Annotated in this window: 22 protein-coding genes; 19 read left to right on the top strand and 3 right to left on the bottom strand. The window is 62.1% G+C overall.

Going from position 1 to position 20,395, the window contains the following annotated elements:
- The first annotated feature begins 7 nt into the window (after window positions 1-7).
- The 8 genes from AD662_RS08385 (at window position 8) to AD662_RS08420 (ending at window position 7,867) form a co-directional block, all read left to right on the top strand.
- A complete protein-coding gene (locus AD662_RS08385; protein WP_053186565.1) occupies window positions 8-2,272 on the top strand; it encodes a chemotaxis protein CheA in 2,265 nt (754 codons plus the stop codon).
- Window positions 2,273-2,320: 48 nt separating this feature from the next.
- Window positions 2,321-3,463 (top strand): protein-glutamate methylesterase/protein-glutamine glutaminase, encoded by a 1,143-nt coding sequence (locus tag AD662_RS08390; protein ID WP_053186568.1) that lies wholly within the window; start codon window positions 2,321-2,323, stop codon window positions 3,461-3,463.
- Window positions 3,463-4,203: a flagellar motor protein gene (locus tag AD662_RS08395; protein ID WP_018606553.1), complete on the top strand. Its 741-nt coding sequence runs from the start codon at window positions 3,463-3,465 to the stop codon at window positions 4,201-4,203. The genes AD662_RS08390 and AD662_RS08395 overlap by 1 nt, the downstream gene beginning before the upstream one ends.
- Before the next feature lie 15 nt (window positions 4,204-4,218).
- Window positions 4,219-5,103: a flagellar motor protein MotD gene (gene motD / locus AD662_RS08400; protein WP_018606552.1), complete on the top strand. Its 885-nt coding sequence runs from the start codon at window positions 4,219-4,221 to the stop codon at window positions 5,101-5,103.
- Between the two features lie 49 nt (window positions 5,104-5,152).
- Window positions 5,153-5,944: a ParA family protein gene (locus tag AD662_RS08405; RefSeq protein WP_014337183.1), complete on the top strand. Its 792-nt coding sequence runs from the start codon at window positions 5,153-5,155 to the stop codon at window positions 5,942-5,944.
- Window positions 5,945-6,039: 95 nt separating this feature from the next.
- On the top strand, window positions 6,040-6,912 hold the full coding sequence (locus tag AD662_RS08410; protein ID WP_053186570.1) for a CheW domain-containing protein: 873 nt from the start codon (window positions 6,040-6,042) through the stop codon (window positions 6,910-6,912).
- A gap of 72 nt (window positions 6,913-6,984) precedes the next feature.
- A complete protein-coding gene (locus tag AD662_RS08415; RefSeq protein WP_003199144.1) occupies window positions 6,985-7,470 on the top strand; it encodes a chemotaxis protein CheW in 486 nt (161 codons plus the stop codon).
- A gap of 1 nt (window position 7,471) precedes the next feature.
- A complete protein-coding gene (locus tag AD662_RS08420; RefSeq protein WP_003183966.1) occupies window positions 7,472-7,867 on the top strand; it encodes a DUF2802 domain-containing protein in 396 nt (131 codons plus the stop codon).
- Window positions 7,868-8,198: 331 nt separating this feature from the next.
- Here AD662_RS08420 and AD662_RS08425 read toward each other — a convergent pair whose 3' ends face one another.
- Together AD662_RS08425 and fliK are read right to left on the bottom strand one after the other, a co-directional pair.
- Complete coding sequence (locus AD662_RS08425; RefSeq protein WP_003199146.1) at window positions 8,199-8,528, bottom strand: EscU/YscU/HrcU family type III secretion system export apparatus switch protein; 330 nt, start codon at window positions 8,526-8,528, stop codon at window positions 8,199-8,201.
- A complete protein-coding gene (gene fliK, locus AD662_RS08430) occupies window positions 8,525-10,096 on the bottom strand; it encodes a flagellar hook-length control protein FliK (protein WP_053186574.1) in 1,572 nt (523 codons plus the stop codon). The genes AD662_RS08425 and fliK overlap by 4 nt, the downstream gene beginning before the upstream one ends.
- Before the next feature lie 198 nt (window positions 10,097-10,294).
- Between fliK and ccmA the strand changes: the two genes are divergently transcribed.
- From ccmA to AD662_RS08485, 11 genes are all read left to right on the top strand, one after another.
- On the top strand, window positions 10,295-10,930 hold the full coding sequence (gene ccmA, locus AD662_RS08435; protein WP_024618187.1) for a cytochrome c biogenesis heme-transporting ATPase CcmA: 636 nt from the start codon (window positions 10,295-10,297) through the stop codon (window positions 10,928-10,930).
- A complete protein-coding gene (gene ccmB / locus AD662_RS08440) occupies window positions 10,927-11,595 on the top strand; it encodes a heme exporter protein CcmB (protein WP_003199151.1) in 669 nt (222 codons plus the stop codon). The genes ccmA and ccmB overlap by 4 nt, the downstream gene beginning before the upstream one ends.
- A 94-nt stretch (window positions 11,596-11,689) precedes the next feature.
- Window positions 11,690-12,445 (top strand): heme ABC transporter permease, encoded by a 756-nt coding sequence (locus AD662_RS08445; protein ID WP_053186577.1) that lies wholly within the window; start codon window positions 11,690-11,692, stop codon window positions 12,443-12,445.
- The gene (ccmD, locus tag AD662_RS08450) at window positions 12,442-12,618 is read left to right on the top strand and encodes a heme exporter protein CcmD (protein ID WP_014337190.1); all 177 of its coding nucleotides are present in this window, start codon (window positions 12,442-12,444) and stop codon (window positions 12,616-12,618) included. Before AD662_RS08445 ends, ccmD begins: the two co-directional genes overlap by 4 nt.
- Window positions 12,615-13,070, top strand: a complete 456-nt coding sequence (gene ccmE, locus AD662_RS08455) for a cytochrome c maturation protein CcmE (protein ID WP_014337191.1) — start codon at window positions 12,615-12,617, stop codon at window positions 13,068-13,070. Before ccmD ends, ccmE begins: the two co-directional genes overlap by 4 nt.
- 3 nt (window positions 13,071-13,073) lie before the next feature.
- The gene (locus AD662_RS08460) at window positions 13,074-15,062 is read left to right on the top strand and encodes a heme lyase CcmF/NrfE family subunit (protein WP_024618188.1); all 1,989 of its coding nucleotides are present in this window, start codon (window positions 13,074-13,076) and stop codon (window positions 15,060-15,062) included.
- Complete coding sequence (locus AD662_RS08465; RefSeq protein ID WP_053178514.1) at window positions 15,059-15,595, top strand: DsbE family thiol:disulfide interchange protein; 537 nt, start codon at window positions 15,059-15,061, stop codon at window positions 15,593-15,595. Before AD662_RS08460 ends, AD662_RS08465 begins: the two co-directional genes overlap by 4 nt.
- On the top strand, window positions 15,592-16,065 hold the full coding sequence (locus tag AD662_RS08470; protein WP_018606539.1) for a cytochrome c-type biogenesis protein: 474 nt from the start codon (window positions 15,592-15,594) through the stop codon (window positions 16,063-16,065). Before AD662_RS08465 ends, AD662_RS08470 begins: the two co-directional genes overlap by 4 nt.
- The gene (gene ccmI, locus AD662_RS08475) at window positions 16,058-17,260 is read left to right on the top strand and encodes a c-type cytochrome biogenesis protein CcmI (protein WP_053186580.1); all 1,203 of its coding nucleotides are present in this window, start codon (window positions 16,058-16,060) and stop codon (window positions 17,258-17,260) included. The genes AD662_RS08470 and ccmI overlap by 8 nt, the downstream gene beginning before the upstream one ends.
- 14 nt (window positions 17,261-17,274) lie before the next feature.
- On the top strand, window positions 17,275-17,682 hold the full coding sequence (locus tag AD662_RS08480) for a hypothetical protein (RefSeq protein WP_018606535.1): 408 nt from the start codon (window positions 17,275-17,277) through the stop codon (window positions 17,680-17,682).
- A 385-nt stretch (window positions 17,683-18,067) separates the two neighbouring features.
- A complete protein-coding gene (locus tag AD662_RS08485; RefSeq protein WP_053186583.1) occupies window positions 18,068-20,161 on the top strand; it encodes an LTA synthase family protein in 2,094 nt (697 codons plus the stop codon).
- Between the two features lie 64 nt (window positions 20,162-20,225).
- Here AD662_RS08485 and AD662_RS28275 read toward each other — a convergent pair whose 3' ends face one another.
- Window positions 20,226-20,378: a DUF3309 family protein gene (locus AD662_RS28275; RefSeq protein ID WP_018606531.1), complete on the bottom strand. Its 153-nt coding sequence runs from the start codon at window positions 20,376-20,378 to the stop codon at window positions 20,226-20,228.
- Window positions 20,379-20,395: the final 17 nt, after the last annotated feature.

Below are 20,395 nucleotides of genomic sequence, written 5' to 3' on the forward strand. Positions count from 1 at the left end.
GCCATTAATGAGCTTCGGCGCCGATGAAGAGATCCTTCAGGATTTCCTGGTTGAGGCCGGCGAGATTCTAGAGCAACTGTCTGAGCAACTGGTCGAGCTGGAAAGCCGGCCAGATGATGCGGACTTGCTCAATGCAATTTTTCGCGGTTTCCACACTGTAAAAGGAGGCGCCGGCTTCCTCCAGCTCAATGAGCTGGTGGAGTGCTGCCACATTGCCGAGAACGTGTTCGACATCCTGCGCAAGGGTGAACGCCGCGTTGATTCGGAATTGATGGACGTGGTGCTCGAAGCGCTGGATGCGGTCAACAGCATGTTCAGCGAAGTGCGTGAGCGCTCGCCGGTCACCGCTGCCACCCCTGAGTTGCTCGCCGCGCTGGCACGTCTGGCCGAGCCGCAATCGGCTGACGAAGCCGCTCCGGTTGCCGAGGCCGTGGTTGAAGAACCGGTCGCCGAGGAATCGGGCGACATCACCGATAACGAATTCGAACAACTGCTGGACTCGCTGAATGCCGTCAAGGCCCAGGCCGAGGCACCGGCTGCACCTTCTGCACCTGCAGCGCCGGCCGCCGATGGGGCGGGCAGCGATGAAATCACCGATGCCGAGTTCGAGTCACTGCTCGACCAGCTCCATGGCAAGGGCCAGTTCGCGCCTGATGCCGTGGTCCCGGCGGCGGCCCCCGTCGCGCCGAAAGCCGCAGGCGACAGCTCGGACATCACCGACGACGAATTCGAAGCGTTGCTCGATCAGTTGCATGGCAAGGGCACCTTTGCCGTTGACGCACTGGATTCGGCCATCGCTTCGGCGCCGACGCCGGCCAAGCCCGCCGCCGCTGCCGCGGGCAGCGACCTGATCAGCGACCACGAATTCGAATCCCTGCTCGATGAGCTGCATGGCAAAGGCAAGTTCAGCGAAGTCGGTACGGCTTCTGCTGCGCCTGCTGCCGCCACTGCGGCTGCGCCGGCGGCCAAGGCTGCGCCAAAACCCGCTGCCAAGGCTCCGGAACCGAAGGCCGAGCCCGCCAAGCCTGCCGCTGCCGCTGCTGCTGCCCCGGCGCCAGCCCGTGCTCCGGCGGCTGCGCCAGCGGACAAACCGGCCAGCGAAGCCGAGACCACCGTTCGGGTCGATACCGCACGCCTGGACGAGATCATGAACATGGTCGGCGAACTGGTGCTGGTGCGTAACCGTCTGGTGCGCCTGGGCCTCAATAGCCAGGACGAAGCCATGTCCAAGGCCGTGTCGAACCTCGACGTGGTCACGGCAGACCTGCAGACCGCGGTCATGAAGACCCGGATGCAGCCGATCAAGAAAGTCTTCGGGCGCTTCCCGCGCCTGGTTCGCGACCTGGCTCGCCAGCTCAAGAAAGAAATCAACCTGGAACTGGTGGGTGAAGAGACCGACCTCGACAAGAACCTTGTCGAGGCCTTGGCCGACCCGCTGGTCCACTTGGTGCGCAACGCAGTCGACCACGGCATCGAGTCGCCGGAGGAACGCGAAGCTTCAGGCAAGGTTCGTGGCGGCAAGGTGATCCTGGCCGCCGAGCAGGAGGGCGACCACATCCTGTTGTCGATCTCCGACGACGGCAAAGGCATGGACCCGAACGTGTTGCGTGCCATCGCGGTGAAACGCGGTGTGATGGACAAGGATGCCGCCGACCGCCTGAGCGAATCCGAGTGCTACAACCTGATCTTCGCCCCAGGTTTCTCGACCAAGACCGAGATCTCCGACGTGTCGGGCCGTGGCGTGGGCATGGACGTGGTAAAAACCAAGATTTCCCAGCTCAACGGTTCGATCAATATCTACTCGACCAAGGGCCTGGGCTCGAAGATCGTCATCAAGGTCCCGTTGACCCTGGCGATCATGCCGACCCTGATGGTGATGCTGGGCAACCAGGCATTCGCCTTCCCGCTGGTCAACGTCAACGAGATCTTCCACCTCGACCTGTCGCGCACCAACGTGGTGGACGGCCAGGAAGTGGTGATCGTACGGGACAAGGCACTGCCACTGTTCTACCTCAAGCGCTGGTTGGTCAGCTCCGCTGCTCATGTAGAGCAGGGCGAGGGCCATGTGGTGATCCTTTCGGTGGGCACCCAGCGGATCGGCTTTGTCGTCGACCAATTGGTGGGCCAGGAAGAAGTGGTCATCAAGCCGTTGGGCAAGATGCTCCAGGGCACCCCGGGCATGTCCGGCGCCACCATCACCGGCGACGGCCGCATCGCATTGATTCTCGATGTGCCAAGCATGCTCAAGCGTTACGCCGCCCGGCGTATTTGATTCTGGAGGGGCGTGGCCCAGGGCCGCGCCTCGTCTAACGGAGTGTTTATGGTAGTTAAAGTCCTGGTGGTGGACGATTCGGGGTTTTTCCGCCGCCGCGTCTCGGAAATTCTTTCGGCGGACACGAGTATTCAGGTCGTCGGTACCGCGACCAATGGCAAAGAGGCGATTGATCAGGCCCTGGCTCTCAAGCCGGACGTGATCACCATGGACTACGAGATGCCGATGATGGACGGCATCACGGCCGTGCGGCATATCATGCAGCGCTGCCCGACGCCGGTATTGATGTTCTCGTCCCTGACCCACGAAGGCGCCCGAGTGACCCTCGATGCGCTGGACGCCGGGGCGGTGGATTTCCTGCCGAAGAACTTCGAAGACATTTCGCGCAACCCCGACAAGGTCCGGCAGTTGCTCTGCGAAAAAGTCCATAGCATTTCCCGCAGCAACCGCCGTGTCGGTGCCTACAGCGCACCGGCGCCAACCCCTGTTGCGGCGCCAAGCCCGGCACCGTCGCCGACGCCGACTGCATCGAGCAGTTTCAATCCGGCACCGGTACGCAGCGCCCCGGCACCTGCGCCGGCTCGCTCGACGGCGCCTGCCAGTGCCTCGTCACCAGCACCCAAGCGCAAAGCCTACAAGCTGGTCGCTATCGGCACGTCCACGGGTGGCCCGGTGGCACTGCAGCGGGTCCTGACCCAGTTGCCGGCCAACTTCCCGGCCCCCATCGTGCTGATCCAGCACATGCCCGCAGCGTTCACCAAGGCGTTTGCCGAGCGCCTGGACAAGCTGTGCAACATCAGCGTCAAGGAAGCCGAGGATGGCGACATCCTGCGTCCAGGCCTGGCGTTGTTGGCCCCGGGTGGCAAGCAGATGATGATCGATGGCCGGGGCGCGGTGAAAATCCTGCCGGGCGACGAGCGTCTGAACTACAAGCCTTGCGTGGACATTACCTTCGGTTCTGCGGCCAAGTCCTACGGTGACAAAGTTCTGGCGGTGGTGCTCACCGGCATGGGCGCCGACGGTCGCGAAGGCGCGCGCCTGCTCAAGCAGGGCGGCAGTGCAATCTGGGCCCAGGACGAAGCCAGTTGTGTGATCTACGGCATGCCAATGGCCATCGTAAAAGCCGATCTTGCCGATGCGGTGTACGGATTGGACGACATCGGTAGACACCTGGTCGAGGCCTGCATTTAATGGATGTGCTCAGCCTGATTGGCATCATTATGGCGTTCGTCGCCATCATTGGCGGCAATTATCTGGAAGGCGGTCATCTGGGCGCCCTGGCCAACGGCCCGGCGGCGTTGATCGTGATCGGTGGCACCGTTGGCGCAGCGCTGTTGCAGTCGCCCATGAGCGCTTTCAAGCGCGCCATGCAGGTGCTGATCTGGATTCTGTTCCCGCCCCGTGTCGACCTGGCTGGTGGTATCGATCGTGTCGTGAATTGGAGCCTGACCGCGCGCAAGGAAGGCCTGCTGGGTCTGGAAGGGGTGGCCGATGCCGAACCGGACAACTACTCACGCAAAGGCCTGCAATTGCTGGTGGACGGCGCCGAGCCGGAAGCCATCCGCAGCATCCTGGAGGTGGATTTCTACACCCAGGAAAGTCGCGACATCGAGGCGGCCAAGGTATTCGAAAGCATGGGCGGCTACGCGCCGACCATCGGCATCATCGGTGCGGTGATGGGCCTGATCCATGTGATGGGCAACCTGGCCGATCCGTCGCAACTGGGCAGTGGCATCGCCGTGGCGTTTGTCGCCACGATCTACGGCGTGGCGAGTGCCAACCTGGTGCTGCTGCCCATCGCGGCCAAACTCAAGTCCATCGCGTTGCGCCAGTCGCGCTATCGCGAAATGCTGCTGGAAGGGATCCTGTCGATCGCCGAAGGTGAAAACCCACGCTCCATTGAGTTGAAGCTGCAAGGCTTCATGGACTAATGGGGGATATGGAGCATGGCACGTCGCAGGCATCGTGAAGAACACGTCAACCATGAACGCTGGCTGGTTTCCTACGCCGACTTCATCACGCTGTTGTTCGCTTTTTTCGTGGTCATGTATTCGATTTCGTCGGTCAACGAAGGTAAGTACAAAGTCATTTCCGAGGCATTGATCGGTGTCTTTACCGACTCCGACCGCGCCCTCAAGCCTATCCCCATCGGTGAGGAGCGGCCGAAGACCACGACCCCGGCCAAGCCCTTGGTCAAGGACAGCGAGCAGGTCGAGGCCGGTATCGCCGGCAGTAGCGATCCGTTGAAAAGCATCGCCGACGATATCAGCGCGGCGTTCGGTGACCTGATCAGCTCCAACCAGATGACCGTGCGCGGCAACGAGTTGTGGGTCGAGATCGAACTCAATTCCAGTCTGTTGTTCGGCAGCGGCGACGCCATGCCCAGCGACATGGCGTTCAACATCATCGATAAGGTCGCGGCGATCCTCAAGCCCTTCGACAACCCGATCCATGTCGAAGGCTTCACGGACGACCAGCCGATCCGTACCGCGCAGTACCCGACCAACTGGGAACTGTCCTCGGCCCGTTCGGCGAGCATCGTGCGCATGCTGGCGATGCAGGGCGTGAAGCCTGGTCGCCTGGCCTCGGTGGGCTACGGCGAGTTCCAGCCGGTCGCCAATAACGCCACTGCCGAGGGGCGCGCGCGCAACCGGCGGGTGGTGCTGGTGGTGTCGCGTAACCTGGATGTGCGTCGCAGCCTGACCGGTACCGGTACGACCAATGCAACTCCGGATGCGGCATTGAAGCGGGCTGGCACACAAACTGCACCGGCTCCGGTCAAGTCGCCGGGAAGACAGAGTGCCGTCAATTCTCCGTCACCCGCTTTATAACCGAGCTATTTCTCGGTCGAGCCTGTTTCGGCCGGGAGGAACGATCCGAATGAGAGTCTGGGCAGTCGCCAATCAAAAAGGTGGTGTGGGCAAGACCACATCTTCCATCGCTTTAGCCGGGTTGCTGGCCGAGGCGGGCAAGCGCGTGGTCATCGTCGATCTGGACCCCCACGGCTCGATGACCAGCTATTTCGGCTACGATCCTGACAGCCTGGAGCACAGCAACTACGACCTGTTCCTGCACAAGGGCGTAGTGCCCGAGGGCCTGCCGGGGCAGTTGCTGTTATCCACCAGCGACGAGCGGATTTCCCTGTTGCCGTCGAGCACCGCCCTCGCCACCCTGGAGCGACAGTCGCCCGGGCAGAGCGGCCTGGGTCTGGTGATCGCCAAGAGTCTGGCGCAGCTGTGGCAGGATTTCGATTACGCAATCATCGACAGCCCGCCGTTGCTGGGCCTGCTGATGGTCAATGCCTTGGCGGCCAGCCAGCAGTTGGTGATCCCGGTACAGACCGAGCACCTGGCGGTCAAAGGCCTGGAACGCATGGTCAATACGCTGGCGATGGTCAACCGCTCGCGCAAGCAGACGCTGGCCTTCAACATCGTGCCGACCTTGTTCGATCGTCGCACCCAGGCGTCCCTGGGCACTCTGCGGGTGTTGCGGGACAAGTACCCGGAGGACATTTGGCAAGGCTATATCCCCGTTGATACCCGCCTGCGGGACGCCAGCCGCGCCGGTGTGACCCCATCGCAATTCGATGGCAAGAGCCGTGGCGTGCTGGCTTACCGGGCGCTGCTCAAGCACCTGCTGGCCCAGCAGCTTGTTCCGCAGCAGGTGGCTTAAGTGACGAGGTTTTCCACTGGCATCGTGTTCGCTTGCGAGCGCTCAAGTCCTACCGCATTCATGCCGATAACCTCTTCAAGTGGCGCACTGTTCCTATGAGCCGCCCGATAAAGACAACCTCGCGTCCGCAAATGGCCCTGCAGTCCTATCTGGACGGGCTGTTGCAGGAAGCGACCGAAGAATTGCCACCGCCGCCAAGCGTGATCGAGGCGTTGCCCGAGCACGTCGAAGCCAAGGGTGTGCTGGATGAATTTCAAGCGGCCGTGCTCGAAGAGCAGGCCCGTGACGCACAGAAAGCAGTAGTGGCTGCAGCGGTCGAGGCGCCGTTTATCAAGCCTCAGGTGGCGGTCATGGACGCGCCTGCGCCGATCCTGGCGTCGGTCTCGACCGTTGCCCCGCTGCTACAAGGCCTGGTGACGCCGGTGGTGGAAATCCACCTGCCGCCGAGCAATCCGCCGCCACCGGTGCCGGGCGACGACCGTCCGGCCTGGGCTGCCGAGCCGTTCGAGTGTTTGTTGTTCGATGTGGCCGGGTTGACCCTGGCGGTGCCGCTGGTATGCCTGGGATCGATTTATTCCCTGGCCGGGCAGGAATTGACGCCGTTGTTTGGCCAGCCGGAATGGTTCCTCGGGATCCTGCCGAGCCAGGCCGGCAACCTGAAGGTATTGGATACGGCGCGCTGGGTCATGCCGGACCGTTATCGCGATGACTTTCGCCAAGGCTTGCAATACGTGATTTCGGTGCAGGGTTACGAGTGGGGTTTGGCGGTGCATCAGGTCAGCCGTTCGCTGCGCCTGGACCCGAACGAGATCAAGTGGCGCAGCCATCGAGGGCAACGGCCATGGCTGGCCGGTACGGTGATCGAGCACATGTGCGCCTTGCTGGACGTTTCCGAGCTGGCGGAGCTGATCGCCAGCGGCGGGGCAAAACACCTGGGCGGCAGCAAGCCGGTCCAGAAACCGAAATAAGACAACCGGTGGCGCACAGCGTCGCCGGACAGAATACACGCCGCCACAGGCGGTTTTTCGAGGGGTCAGGGTATGAATGATAAGGCGTCGTCTCAAAAGGGTTCTGAAGATCCGATTCTGCAATGGGTGACCTTCAAGCTCGATAACGAAACCTACGGCATCAACGTGATGCGCGTTCAGGAAGTGCTGCGCTATACCGAGATCGCCCCGGTTCCGGGTGCGCCGAGCTACGTGCTGGGCATCATCAACCTGCGTGGCAACGTGGTCACGGTGATCGATACCCGCCAGCGCTTCGGCCTGATGAATGCCGAGATCAGCGACAACACCCGGATCGTCATCATCGAAGCCGACAAGCAAGTGGTTGGCATCATGGTCGACAGCGTCGCCGAAGTGGTTTACCTGCGTCAGTCGGAAATCGAGACTGCGCCGAACGTGGGTAACGAAGAATCCGCCAAGTTCATTCAGGGCGTGTGCAACAAGAACAACGAGTTGTTGATTCTGGTTGAACTGGACAAGATGATGAGCGAAGAAGAGTGGTCGGAACTGGAGAGTATCTGATTTGATTCTTGAGGTAGCAGTCATTGTCCTGTTCCTTTTCTGGGCAGGCACGCTGGCGATGTTCTTGGCGTACATACGTGGCCAGCGGCAGATCGCCGCTCAGCAGGCCCAGGGCGATGCGTTGCGCGACCAGCGCATCAAGGACCTGGCCAAGCGCGTCGACGATTACCAGAACGGCACCGTGCGCATGGGCGAAGCGCTCCATGAGCTGCGTGCCGTGGTCGCGCCGTTGCCGGATAAACTCGCCCAGTTGGAACAGCGCGACCCCTCCAGCCTGTCCTTCGCCCAGGCCGCCCGCCTGGTGGGCATGGGCGCCAGCGTCGACGAACTGACCCAAGCCTGCGGCCTGACCCAGGCCGAGGCGGAGTTGATGAGCAAGCTGCACAAGGGCGGCTGAACGCATTCTCCCCAATCCAATGTGGGAGCCTGCTCGCGATAGCGGTGTGTCAGTCTCTCAATATTGACTGACAGGGCCCCATCGCGAGCAGGCTCGCTCCCACAGGTTTTTCTGGGGCTTGCAGATTGATCATTTTCAACCCAAAACGCAGCCCAGGTGGCTAATACCTGTCAGTTAAACAGCAAACCTGTGGGAGCAAAGCTTGCTCGCGATTGCGGTAAGCCAGCCGACAACAATATTGGCGACTCTGCCGCTATCGCGAGCAAGCTTTGCTCCCACAGGATTATGCCGTTTGCTCCTAACTGACAGGCATTAGTCCAGGTGGCTGTGATTAATAATCGTCGCCGCGGTCGGTCACATCCTTTTCGACACTCGGCGCATTCGGGTCGTAGCCCTGGGGAAACTTGCCCTTGAGGTTCCAGGCGAACGCAATGATCTCGGCAATCGTGCGGTACAGTTCCTCCGGGATGCTGTCCCCCAATTCCATCCGTGCCAGCAACTTCACCAGCTCGGCATTTTCATAGATCGGTACTTCACTCTCCCGGGCGATGCGCAGGATTTCCTCAGCCAGGGCTTCGTCGCCCTTGGCGGTGAGGGTCGGGGCGTGGTGGCCGTCGTACTTGAGGGCAATGGCCTGGCGGGGTTCGGTGTGGGTTGTCATGCGGTTTCGTCCACCCAGCGTTGTTCCAGGCGAGTCTTGGGGCCTTGGGGCGGGGTGCCGAGGTGGCAGTCCAGGTCGCCGACGTTCAGGCCACAAGTCACCAGGCGCTCACGCAAGGCTGTCAGGTTGCTTTCGATCAGGCTCGCGGTGTACGGCCGTTCGGCCCACAACTGGCTGGAGAGGCTGCCGCTGAGCAACTGGGCCTGAACCTGCAGTGGGCCGAGCGGTTCCACGTCGAATGCCAGTTCCACCCGCCAGAGCTGCTGTTTCGGCTCGCGTTCTTCCCTGCGCTCGTTTGGCTGCTCCCGGGGCGGGGTTTCCTCGCGCTGGAACTTGACCTGCAACGGCACGATGTCCTGCAAGTTGCGCATCGGGATTTCCAATTGCCAGGTGCTCATCAGCCGACCGTCGTCGGTCAGGCCGGTCTGCTCCAGGCTCGACAATTGATGGCTTTGCAAGCGTGACACGGCGGCAGCGGCCAGGCGCAGCAGGTGTTCGAGGTCGCCTTCTTCGTCCTGGCCTTTCATCTGGCGCGAGGGCAGGGGGAAGCTGGTGGGTTGCGGCTTGGCGCTGACCTGGCCGAGCATCCCCAGGGCGCTGCGGACGAAGCTCGGCAGGACTTGGGCCAGCGTATTGGCGGCAATGATGGCGCCGAGGTTGGTGGAGGCGGGCAGGGCCGGTGTCAGTTGGGCGATCAGTTTCAGCAGGTCGCCTTTCATGTCCGGCGCCAGGCTCGGTGGTTGCCCAGCGAGCAATTTGCTTTCCAGGAATACGCCGCTGGCGACCATGGCTTGGGCCAAACCCTTGGGTGTGCTCAGTTGCTGGACATCCGGCAGGCCAGCCAGCAAACGAGTCACCGCGGCGCGCAGCTCGGTGCCGGTGTCGTCAGTGGCCGGCAGGTTTTGCAGGGCGCTGATCAGGCTGTCCAGCGAGCCTTGGCGACTCACTTGGGTGACCAGTTGCTGGCTTACCGCCAATTGCTCTTGGCGGTTGCTCAGCGGAACGAACTTCAGCGTCTGGGCATCTTGCACCTGGGCGCTCAACAGCGTGCCGATGCGCAGCGGTTGGGGGCTGTCGATGTCCAGGGTGCTACCCGCCTGGGCGGTGTTGAGCAAGCTTACCAACGATCGATACACCGACGGTTGCCCTGGCAGCTGCGGCAACGCCTGACTGGTCAGCACTTTGCCTTGCAGCAGGGTGCCTACCGGCAACTGCGCGGTGTCGATTCGGGTGAGGGTGGCGACGCTGGAGGCGACGGCCTGTTGCACGGCAATCGCCAGGTTGCTGGCGGACGGCTGGGTCACGGCCAGACTGGTGCCCTGGGGGAGCGGCTGGGTGCTGGTGGCCTGCACGGTGGTCTGGCGGCCGCTCTCCAGGGTGACCTTGAGCAGCAGCTGGAAAGTCTGGTCGGCCTGCTTGAGTGACAGCACTTCGGCCTGGGCAGTCTGGCCCGAGCTGATCAGGCCTTCGGTCGGCACCAGCAGTTTGAGCAGCTCGCCACTGACCGCCGGCATACGCGTCGTTGCCGTGGCCTGGGGCAGCGGCAGGATGTTCATGTCGCCTGTCATCTGCGGTCTTACCTTGGGAAAATAAGCCCTCTTTAGCGTAGGGCATCACATGTATAATGCCGCCCGTCTTTCAGGGAGTGGCGAAAACCTTGCAATTGTTTGACGCAGCTCTGTGGAACAGGTCGTCAAAGCATCTATGCTGCACCTCTTTAACGGCCGCTGCACCGCCGACTTGAACCGTATAAGGCCCGCGATCCCTTGAGCAATCCTCTCCTGCAAACCGTCGGCCTCGCCTGTGAGCGAGACTTGCGACTGCTTTTCGAAAATCTCGAATTGAGACTCTCGCGTGGCGATATGGTGCAAATCAGTGGCCCCAACGGCAGCGGCAAGACCAGCCTGCTGCGCCTGTTGGCCGGATTGATGCAGCCCACCGCAGGCCAGGTGTTGCTCAATGGCCAACCTTTGCACAGCCAGCGCAGCGAACTGGCCCGCAACCTGCTCTGGATCGGCCATGCCGCCGGCATCAAGGACTTGCTGACCCCCGAAGAAAACCTCAGTTGGCTCTGCGCATTGCATACGCCGGCCGGCCGCGAGGCGATCTGGCAGGCGTTGGCGGCGGTAGGGCTGCGCGGCTTCGAAGACGTGCCGAGCCACACCCTGTCCGCCGGCCAGCAACGCCGCGTGGCCCTGGCCCGGCTGTACTTGGACAGCCCTCCGTTGTGGATTCTCGACGAACCATTCACCGCCCTGGACAAGCAGGGCGTCGCGCAGCTCGAGGAACACCTGGCCCGGCACTGTGAAAACGGCGGCATGGTGCTCTTGACCACCCACCACACGCTGGCGCGAATGCCGGCCGGTTATCGCAACATTGATCTGGGGAACTGGGCCGTATGAGTGTGTTTGGCCTGTTGCTTGCCCGCGAGGCGCGCCTGCTGTTCCGTCGTCCGGCCGAACTGGCCAATCCGCTGGTGTTCTTCGCGATCGTCATCGCGCTGTTCCCGTTGGCGGTCGGTCCGGAGACTCAATTGTTGCAAACCTTGTCTCCGGGGCTGGTCTGGGTGGCCGCGCTTTTATCGGTCCTGCTCTCGCTGGACGGGCTTTTCCGCAGTGATTTCGAAGACGGTTCACTGGAGCAGTGGGTCCTTTCGTCGCACCCCCTGGCCCTTCTGGTTTTGGCCAAGGTACTGGCACACTGGGTTTTTTCCGGGCTGGCGCTGGTGCTGCTCTCGCCGTTGCTGGCGATGATGCTGGGGCTGCCCGGCGCGTGCATGCCGGTGCTGCTGGTGTCGCTGCTGCTGGGCACGCCGGTGCTGAGCCTGCTCGGTGCGGTGGGCGCGGCATTGACGGTGGGTTTGAAGCGCGGCGGCCTGTTGCTGGCGCTGCTGATCCTGCCGTTGTATATCCCAGTCTTGATCCTGGGCAGTGGTGCCTTGCAAGCGGCCTTGCAAGGGATGCCCGCGACCGGTTATCTGCTGTGGCTTGGGAGCCTGACCGCCCTGGCGATAACCCTGACACCCTTTGCAATAGCCGCTGGCCTGAAAATCAGCGTCGGCGAATAATAACGAGGCCAGGTCAAAAACTGACCACTTCTTCGGAAGTAAAGGCTGACCCGGCGGTTCGCGATGGCGAGCCGCAACCGTGATGGAAACAGCAATGAACTGGACCTGGTTTCACAAGCTCGGCTCACCCAAATGGTTCTACGGCATCAGCGGCAAACTGCTCCCATGGTTGAGCATTGCTGCGTTGGTGCTGATTGGTTTTGGCGTAGTCTGGGGCCTGGCCTTCGCACCGCCGGACTACCAGCAAGGCAACAGCTTCCGCATCATCTACATCCACGTGCCCACGGCGATGCTGGCCCAGTCCGTCTACGTGATGCTGGCGGTGTGCGGTGTGGTCGGGCTGGTGTGGAAGATGAAGCTGGCCGACGTTGCCCTGCAATGCGCCGCCCCCATTGGCGCCTGGATGACCGCCGTGGCGCTGGTCACCGGGGCTATCTGGGGCAAACCGACCTGGGGTTCGTGGTGGGTCTGGGATGCGCGACTGACGTCGATGTTGATCCTGCTGTTCCTGTACTTCGGTCTTATTGCGCTGGGCAACGCCATCAGCAATCGTGACAGTGCCGCCAAGGCCTGCGCCGTGCTGGCGATTGTCGGTGTGATCAACATCCCGATCATCAAGTACTCGGTGGAGTGGTGGAACACCCTGCACCAGGGCGCGACCTTCACCCTCACCGAAAAACCGGCGATGCCCGTCGAAATGTGGCTGCCGCTGTTGCTGACTGTGCTGGGTTTCTACTGTTTCTTCGGCGCGGTGCTGTTGCTGCGCATGCGCCTGGAAGTGCTCAAGCGCGAGTCCCGGGCCAGTTGGGTGAAGGCCGAAGTACAGAACAGCCTGGAGGCCGCTCGATGAGTTTCGCTTCATTCGGCGATTTCCTCGCCATGGGCCATCATGGCCTGTATGTCTGGTCAGCCTATGGCATTTGCCTGGCAGTGGTAGTCCTCAACGTGGCGGTGCCGATCCTGGCCCGCAAGCGGTATCTGCAACAAGAGGCGCGTCGTCTGCGCCGGGAGAACGGTCAGTGAATCCGCTGCGCAAAAAACGTCTTATCATCATTCTTGCGATCCTGGTGGGTGTCGGTGCCGCAGTCGCCCTGGCCCTGAGCGCCTTGCAGCAGAACATCAACCTGTTCTATACCCCGACCCAGATCGCCAACGGCGAAGCGCCGAAAGACACGCGTATCCGCGCCGGCGGCATGGTGGAAAAAGGTTCGCTGGTGCGTTCCGGGGATTCGCTGGACGTGAAGTTCAACGTCACCGACTTCAGCAAGACCGTGACCATCACCTATCGCGGGATCCTTCCGGACCTGTTCCGCGAAGGGCAGGGCATCGTCGCCCTGGGCAAGCTCAATGCCGACGGCGTGGTGGTGGCCGATGAAGTGCTGGCCAAGCACGACGAAAAATACATGCCGCCGGAAGTGACCAAGGCCCTGAAAGACAGCGGCCAGTCGGCGCCCGCTCCCGTGAAGGAGGGCTGATCGATGACGACCGGCATCTTTATTCCCGAATTGGGCCACCTGGCGATGATCCTGGCCCTGTGTTTCTCCCTGGTACAGGCCGTGGTGCCCTTGCTCGGAGCCTGGCGCGGCGACCGCTTGTGGATGAGCCTGGCCCAGCCGGCGGCGTGGGGGCAGTTCGCCTTCATGTTGTTTGCCTTCGGTTGCCTGACCTATGCGTTCATGGCCGATGACTTTTCCGTGGAGTACGTCGCCAGCAACTCCAACAGCGCCTTGCCCTGGTACTACAAGTTCAGCGCCGTGTGGGGCGCCCACGAAGGCTCGCTGTTGCTTTGGGCGTTGATCCTCGCCGGCTGGACCTTCGCCGTCTCGGTGTTCTCCCGACAGTTGCCGCAAGTGATGCTGGCGCGGGTCCTGGCGGTGATGGGCATGATCAGCACCGGTTTCCTGCTGTTTTTGATCGTCACCTCCAACCCGTTCGAGCGCATCCTGCCGCAGATGCCGACGGATGGCCGCGACCTCAACCCATTGCTGCAAGACATCGGCCTGATCGTTCACCCGCCGATGCTCTACATGGGCTACGTCGGCTTCTCCGTGGCCTTCGCTTTCGCCATCGCCGCGTTGCTCGGTGGTCGTCTCGATGCCGCATGGGCGCGCTGGTCGCGTCCATGGACCATCGTCGCCTGGGCCTTCCTCGGCATCGGCATCACCCTCGGTTCGTGGTGGGCCTACTACGAACTCGGCTGGGGCGGCTGGTGGTTCTGGGACCCGGTGGAAAACGCCTCGTTCATGCCCTGGTTGGTGGGCACGGCGCTGATCCACTCCCTGGCCGTCACGGAAAAACGCGGTGTGTTCAAGAGCTGGACGGTGCTGCTGGCCATCGCGGCGTTCTCGCTGAGCCTGCTGGGGACGTTCCTGGTGCGTTCCGGCGTGCTGACGTCGGTGCACGCCTTCGCCTCGGACCCTGAACGTGGCGTGTTCATCCTGATGTTCCTGATGTTCGTGGTCGGCGGCTCGCTGACGTTGTTCGCCCTGCGTGCGCCAGTGGTCAAGAGCCAGGTCGGCTTCAACCTCTGGTCGCGGGAAACCCTGCTGCTGGGCAACAACCTGGTGTTGGTGGTGGCCGCGTCGATGATCCTGCTGGGAACGTTGTACCCGCTGGTGCTCGACGCGCTGTCCGGCGCCAAGCTGTCGGTCGGGCCGCCGTACTTCAATGCGCTGTTCATCCCGCTGATGGCGATCCTGATGGTGGTGATGGCCATCGGCATGCTGGTGCGCTGGAAAGACACTCCGGTCAAGTGGCTGCTGGGCATGTTGACCCCGGTGCTGCTGGGCACGGCCGCTCTGGCCGTGGTGGCCGGCGTGGCGTATGGCGACTTCAACTGGGCGGTGCTGGCGACGTTTGTGCTGGCGGCCTGGGTGTTGCTGGCGGGTGTGCGGGACATCTTCGACAAGACCCGGCACAAAGGCCTGATCAAGGGCCTGCCGACCCTGACCCGCAGTTACTGGGGCATGCAGATCGCCCACCTGGGCATCGCCGTCTGCGCCCTGGGTGTGGTGCTGTCCAGCCAGAACAGCGCCGAGCGCGACCTGCGCCTGGCGCCGGGAGAGTCCATGGATCTGGCCGGTTATCAGTTCGTTTTCGAGGGTGCCAAACATTTCGAGGGCCCGAACTTCACGTCCGACAAAGGCACCGTGCGGGTCATCCGCAACGGCCAGGAAATCACTGTGCTGCACCCGGAAAAACGTCTCTACACCGTGCAGAACTCGGTCATGACCGAAGCCGGGATCGATGCCGGTTTCACCCGCGATCTCTACGTGGCGCTGGGTGAGTCCCTGGGCGACGGCGCGTGGGCGGTGCGGGTCCACGTCAAGCCGTTCGTACGCTGGATCTGGTTCGGTGGCTTGCTCACCGGCCTGGGTGGGGTGCTGGCGGCGCTGGATCGTCGTTATCGAGTCAAAGTGAAAACCCGGGTGCGTGAAGCCTTGGGCGTGACGGGAGCCACTGCATGAAACGTTGGTTGATGTTGGTGCCGCTGGCATTGTTCCTGTTGATGGCGGTGTTTTTGTATCGTGGGCTGTACCTGAATCCGACCGCGTTGCCCTCGGCGATGATCGGTAAGCCGTTCCCGGAGTTTTCCCTGCCTTCGGTGCAAGGTGACAGGACCCTGACCCGCGCCGACCTGCTGGGCAAGCCGGCCCTGGTCAACGTATGGGGCACCTGGTGCATTTCCTGCCGGGTTGAACACCCGGTGCTGAACAAGCTGGCCCAGAACGGCGTGGTGATCTACGGCGTCAACTACAAGGACGTCAACGCCGACGCCTTGAAGTGGCTGGCCGAGTTCCATAACCCGTATCAGCTGGACATCCGCGACGAAGACGGCTCCCTGGGCCTGAACCTGGGTGTCTACGGGGCGCCGGAAACCTTCTTCATCGATGCCAAGGGCATCATCCGCGACAAGTTCGTCGGCGTGATCGACGAACAGGTCTGGCGCGAGAAACTGGCTGCCAAATATCAGGCACTGGTGGACGAGGCCAAGCCATGAAGCGCTGGTTAGCCGCTGCCATCCTCGGTTTGAGCCTGGCCGGTGTGGCCCATGCCGCCATCGACACCTACGAATTCGCCAACGACGGCGAGCGCGAGCGGTTTCGCGAACTGACCAAGGAACTGCGCTGCCCCAAGTGCCAGAACCAGGACATCGCCGACTCCAACGCGCCGATTGCCGCCGACTTGCGCAAGGAAATCTTCCGCATGCTCGGCGAGGGCAAGGACAACCAGCAGATCATCGATTTCATGGTCGATCGCTACGGTGAGTTCGTGCGTTACAACCCCGCCCTGTCCTCCAAGACCGCGCTGCTCTGGTTCGGCCCTGCCGGGCTGTTGCTTGGCGGTTTCGTGGTCATTGCAGTGATCGTCCGTCGGCGCCGGGTCCAGCGCACGGCCGCCCCGGACACGCTTTCTGTCGAAGAGCGCCAGCGCCTCGACCAACTGTTGGATAAAACCAAGCATGATTGATTTCTGGCTCGCCGCAGGTCTGCTTCTTCTGGTTGCCCTGAGTTTTCTGTTGATCCCTGTACTGCGTGGTCGCCGCGCCCAGTTGGAGGAGGACCGTACCGCGCTCAACGTGGCGTTGTATCAGGAACGCGTCGCCGAATTGCAGACCGAGCGGGAGGAGGGCGTGCTCAACGCCGCGCAACTGGACACCGGTCGCGCCGAAGCCGCCCGTGAACTGCTCGCCGACACCGAGGGTGCCGATGCGCCGCGCGAATCCCGGTTGGGCAAGCCGTTGCCGTTGCTCGCCGCCGTGCTGGTGCCGGTGCTGGGCCTGGCGCTGTACCTGCATTTCGGCGCCAGCGACAAGGTCGAGTTGACCCGTGAGTTCGCCCAGGCGCCGCAGTCGATGGAAGAGATGACCCAGCGCCTGGAGCGTGCGGTGGCGGCGCAGCCGGATAACGCCGAGGGCCTGTATTTTCTCGGCCGTACCTACATGGCCCAGGATCGACCCGCCGACGCGGCGAAGCTCTTCGAGCGCACCGTGGCGGTGGCCGGTCGTCAACCCGAACTGCTGGGCCAATGGGCCCAGGCGCAATATTTTGCCGATGGCAAGAAATGGTCGGACAAACTCCAGGCCCTGACCGACGAAGCGTTGAAGCTCGATCCGAAGGAAGTCACCAGCCTCGGCCTGTTGGGCATTGCTGCCTTTGAAGGTGAACGCTATCAGGACGCGATCAATTACTGGGGGCGTCTGCTGGTGGAACTGCCGGAGGGTGACAAGTCCCGTGAAGCGCTGCAGGGCGGCATCACCCGCGCCACCGAGAAGCTGCAAGCCAGCGGCGGCAAGGTCGCCCAGGCGCCGGTGACCAAGGCTGCGGCATTGCTCAAGGTGCGCGTCGACCTGGCGCCGGCACTCAAGGCCAAGGTGCAACCGGGCGACAGCGTGTTCATCTTCGCTCGCGCCGTTTCCGGCCCGCCGGCGCCGCTGGCCGCCAAGCGCCTGACGGTCGCCGATCTGCCGGTCACGGTAGAACTGGGTGACGCGGACGCAATGATGCCGCAGTTGAAACTGTCGAACTTCCCCGAAGTCCAACTGGTGGCGCGCATCTCCCGGGCCGGTCAGCCGACCGCCGGTGAGTGGATCGGCCGCAGCCAGCCCCTGGCGAGCAGCACCACGGCGCCGCAACAACTGACCATCGACAGCCCGGACAAATAACAGGAATTCGCACCATGACCGCCATCGCTCGTATCACCCTGCTCACGCTCGTCATGGGCCTGAGCGCTTGTGCGGTCCAGCGTCCGTCGGAGCCCTCGGCGCCGCTGCCACCGATCCCACCGTCGACCCCGACCACCAAACCGGCCCCGTCCAAACCGCCGCTCAAGCCTGCCATCCCGAACAAACCGGCCAAACCACTGCCGCGCACCTCTGCCAGCTTCGCTCCGCCGCCAGGTGGCAATAGCCACTGGGACGCCAAGCTTGGGGTCTATGTGCTGGACAACCAGACGAACACGTTCTATCGCCAGCGTACCTATTATCGCTGGAACAACGGTTGGAGCCGTTCCGTCAGCCCGAATGGCCCATGGGAAGACACCACCATCGAAGGCGTGCCGGCGGGCTTGGGGCGCCAATTCCACTAAGCGCCGGGAACCCTGGAGCCAAAGGGGGGCATCTGTGGGAGCACAGCTTGCTCGCGAAACAGGCGCCTCGATTTCTGAAAGACCGCATCGCCTTTATCGCGAGCAAGCTTTGCTCCCACAGATAAATCAATCCCCTTGTCACAATAGTGTTCGGCTCATCCGCATCAGCAGGCTGGGCTTTTTGTGTTTCTGAATATTCTTTGAACGAAATTTTCACCACGTCTTGCGGACAATCCCCTGCGCTCATATCGCCACCGGTTATTTAATGGCAATGCGATAGCCGTTTGTGCACATTTGCACACGCCCCGAGGCCTGGCTTTGGTCAACAGAGGGCGCGCCGTTGTTTCTTCTTGTCACTCCAATTCCGATAGGGTCCTTAAACGACATGGCAATCCCGGACGCCCTTAGTCAGCAGCGTACTACGCATCGCCTGCTGCAACCGACCGTCAAATCGCACCTGGCCTACACGTTGCTTTGTGCCTTGGTGATGATGGTCATGTTCAGCCTGCTGCGCTTGGCGCTGCTGGTCTATAACCGCGAGATGATCCTCGACACGCCGGCTTCGACCTTCGTTGAAGCCTTCGTCAACGGCCTGCGTTTGGACTTGCGCCTGGTGGTCTACCTCTGCATCCCGTTGCTGCTGGCGTTGTTCAGCGCAAGGGCCATGGCGGCCCGTGGGTTCTTTCGTTTCTGGCTGACTGTCACTTCCAGCATCGCGCTGTTCCTGGGCTTGATGGAGATGGATTTCTACCGTGAATTCCACCAGCGCCTCAACGGCCTGGTCTTCCAGTATGTGAAGGAAGACCCGAAAACCGTGATGAGCATGCTCTGGTACGGTTTCCCGGTGGTGCGCTACTTGCTGGCCTGGGTCGGCGGCACCATCGTCCTCAGCCTGGCGTTCAAGGGCGCCGACCGCGCCACGCGTCCCCGTGGGCCGTTCAGTGGCGGCACCATCGGCACCCGCCAGATCGCCCCGTGGTATGGGCGGGTCGCGGTGTTCATGGTTTGCCTGCTGGTGGCCGTGGCCGCTGCGCGTGGCACCTTGCGCCAAGGGCCGCCCCTGCGCTGGGGCGACGTCTACACCACCGATTCGAACTTCGCCAACCAGTTGGGCCTCAACGGCACCTTGTCGCTGGTGGCCGCGGCCAAGAGCCGGATGTCCGAAGACCGTGACAACATCTGGAAAGCCACCCTTGAGCAACCGCTGGCACAGCAGACCGTGCGCGACATGCTGGTGATGCCTGACGATAAACTGGTGGACACCGCGACAGCCGCCGTGCGCCGCGACTACACGCCGCCGGCGGACAAAACCCTGCCGATCAAGAACGTGGTCGTGATCCTCATGGAAAGCATGGCCGGTCACTCGGTGGGAGCCCTGGGCGCGCCGGGCAACATCACGCCTTACCTGGACAAACTGTCCAAGGAAGGCCTGTTGTTCGACCGTTTCTTCTCCAACGGTACCCACACCCACCAAGGCATGTTCGCCACCATGGCGTGCTTCCCGAACCTGCCGGGTTTCGAATACCTGATGCAGACGCCGGAAGGCAGCCACAAGCTGTCGGGGCTGCCGCAACTGCTCAGCGCTCGTAACTACGACGATGTGTACGTCTACAACGGCGATTTCGCCTGGGACAACCAGTCGGGTTTCTTCGGCAGCCAGGGCATGACCACGTTCATCGGGCGTAACGACTTCGTGAACCCGGTGTTCTCCGATCCGACCTGGGGCGTGTCCGACCAGGACATGTTCGACCGAGGCCTGATCGAGCTCAAGGCGCGGGAAAACGGCAAGCCGTTCTATGCCTTGCTGCAAACCCTGTCCAACCACACCCCTTATGCGTTGCCGACGCCGTTGCCGGTCGAGCGGGTCACCGACCGTGGCAGCCTGAACGAACACCTGACCGCCATGCGCTATTCCGACTGGGCGCTGGGCCAGTTCTTCGAGAAGGCGCGTAAAGAGCCTTACTTCAAGGAAACGCTGTTCGTGGTGGTCGGCGACCATGGCTTTGGCAACGAACGCCAGATCACCGAGATGGACCTGGGCCGTTTCCACGTGCCGATGCTCTTGATCGGCCCGGGCGTCCAGGAAAAATTCGGCCAGCTTAGCCACACCGTGGGCACTCAAGTCGACATCGTGCCGACCATCATGGGCCGTATCGGTGGGCAGGTGCGTAACCAGTGCTGGGGCCGTGATCTTCTGAACCTGCCGCAAGGCGATCCCGGTTTTGGTGTGATCAAGCCGTCAGGCAGTGATCAGACCACCGCGATTATCCATGGTGACACCGTCCTGATGCTTCCGAAGGAAAAGGAAATGGCGCCGAAGATGTATCGCTATGAGCTGGGCGCCAAACCGCATGAGCAAATTATCCAGAATGCATCTGACGCTGCCGAGATGAAACTCAAGCTCGAAGCTTTCCTGCAAACCGCGACCAAGAGCCTGCTGGATAACACCGCTGGCGTCGTTGACGGCAAACCGGACTGATAAAACGGCGAGCATAAAAAAGAGGCCTGAAAAGGCCTCTTTTTTTTGGCACTTACTTAGTGGTTTATATTTTGCCCAGTAATAGCAGGATCAACAGCACCACCAACACGACACCGATGATACCGGACGGGCCGTAACCCCAACTTCTGGAGTGCGGGAAGACCGGAAGACCACCGATCAGCAGGAGAATCAGGATAATGATGAGAATTGTGCCCATTGTAGATTTCCTTATTG

The sequence above is a fragment of the Pseudomonas kilonensis genome (assembly GCF_001269885.1).
GTDB lineage: Bacteria > Pseudomonadota > Gammaproteobacteria > Pseudomonadales > Pseudomonadaceae > Aquipseudomonas > Aquipseudomonas kilonensis.

Coding starts and splice junctions, on each gene's coding strand:
- AD662_RS08385 (WP_053186565.1), top strand. CDS start 8: ATGAGCTTCGGCGCCGATGAAGAGATCCTTCAGGATTTCCTGGTTGAG.
- AD662_RS08390 (WP_053186568.1), top strand. CDS start 2,321: ATGGTAGTTAAAGTCCTGGTGGTGGACGATTCGGGGTTTTTCCGCCGC.
- AD662_RS08395 (WP_018606553.1), top strand. CDS start 3,463: ATGGATGTGCTCAGCCTGATTGGCATCATTATGGCGTTCGTCGCCATC.
- motD (WP_018606552.1), top strand. CDS start 4,219: ATGGCACGTCGCAGGCATCGTGAAGAACACGTCAACCATGAACGCTGG.
- AD662_RS08405 (WP_014337183.1), top strand. CDS start 5,153: ATGAGAGTCTGGGCAGTCGCCAATCAAAAAGGTGGTGTGGGCAAGACC.
- AD662_RS08410 (WP_053186570.1), top strand. CDS start 6,040: ATGAGCCGCCCGATAAAGACAACCTCGCGTCCGCAAATGGCCCTGCAG.
- AD662_RS08415 (WP_003199144.1), top strand. CDS start 6,985: ATGAATGATAAGGCGTCGTCTCAAAAGGGTTCTGAAGATCCGATTCTG.
- AD662_RS08425 (WP_003199146.1), bottom strand. CDS start 8,528: ATGACAACCCACACCGAACCCCGCCAGGCCATTGCCCTCAAGTACGAC.
- fliK (WP_053186574.1), bottom strand. CDS start 10,096: ATGACAGGCGACATGAACATCCTGCCGCTGCCCCAGGCCACGGCAACG.
- ccmB (WP_003199151.1), top strand. CDS start 10,927: ATGAGTGTGTTTGGCCTGTTGCTTGCCCGCGAGGCGCGCCTGCTGTTC.
- AD662_RS08445 (WP_053186577.1), top strand. CDS start 11,690: ATGAACTGGACCTGGTTTCACAAGCTCGGCTCACCCAAATGGTTCTAC.
- ccmD (WP_014337190.1), top strand. CDS start 12,442: ATGAGTTTCGCTTCATTCGGCGATTTCCTCGCCATGGGCCATCATGGC.
- AD662_RS08460 (WP_024618188.1), top strand. CDS start 13,074: ATGACGACCGGCATCTTTATTCCCGAATTGGGCCACCTGGCGATGATC.
- AD662_RS08465 (WP_053178514.1), top strand. CDS start 15,059: ATGAAACGTTGGTTGATGTTGGTGCCGCTGGCATTGTTCCTGTTGATG.
- AD662_RS08470 (WP_018606539.1), top strand. CDS start 15,592: ATGAAGCGCTGGTTAGCCGCTGCCATCCTCGGTTTGAGCCTGGCCGGT.
- ccmI (WP_053186580.1), top strand. CDS start 16,058: ATGATTGATTTCTGGCTCGCCGCAGGTCTGCTTCTTCTGGTTGCCCTG.
- AD662_RS08480 (WP_018606535.1), top strand. CDS start 17,275: ATGACCGCCATCGCTCGTATCACCCTGCTCACGCTCGTCATGGGCCTG.
- AD662_RS08485 (WP_053186583.1), top strand. CDS start 18,068: ATGGCAATCCCGGACGCCCTTAGTCAGCAGCGTACTACGCATCGCCTG.
- AD662_RS28275 (WP_018606531.1), bottom strand. CDS start 20,378: ATGGGCACAATTCTCATCATTATCCTGATTCTCCTGCTGATCGGTGGT.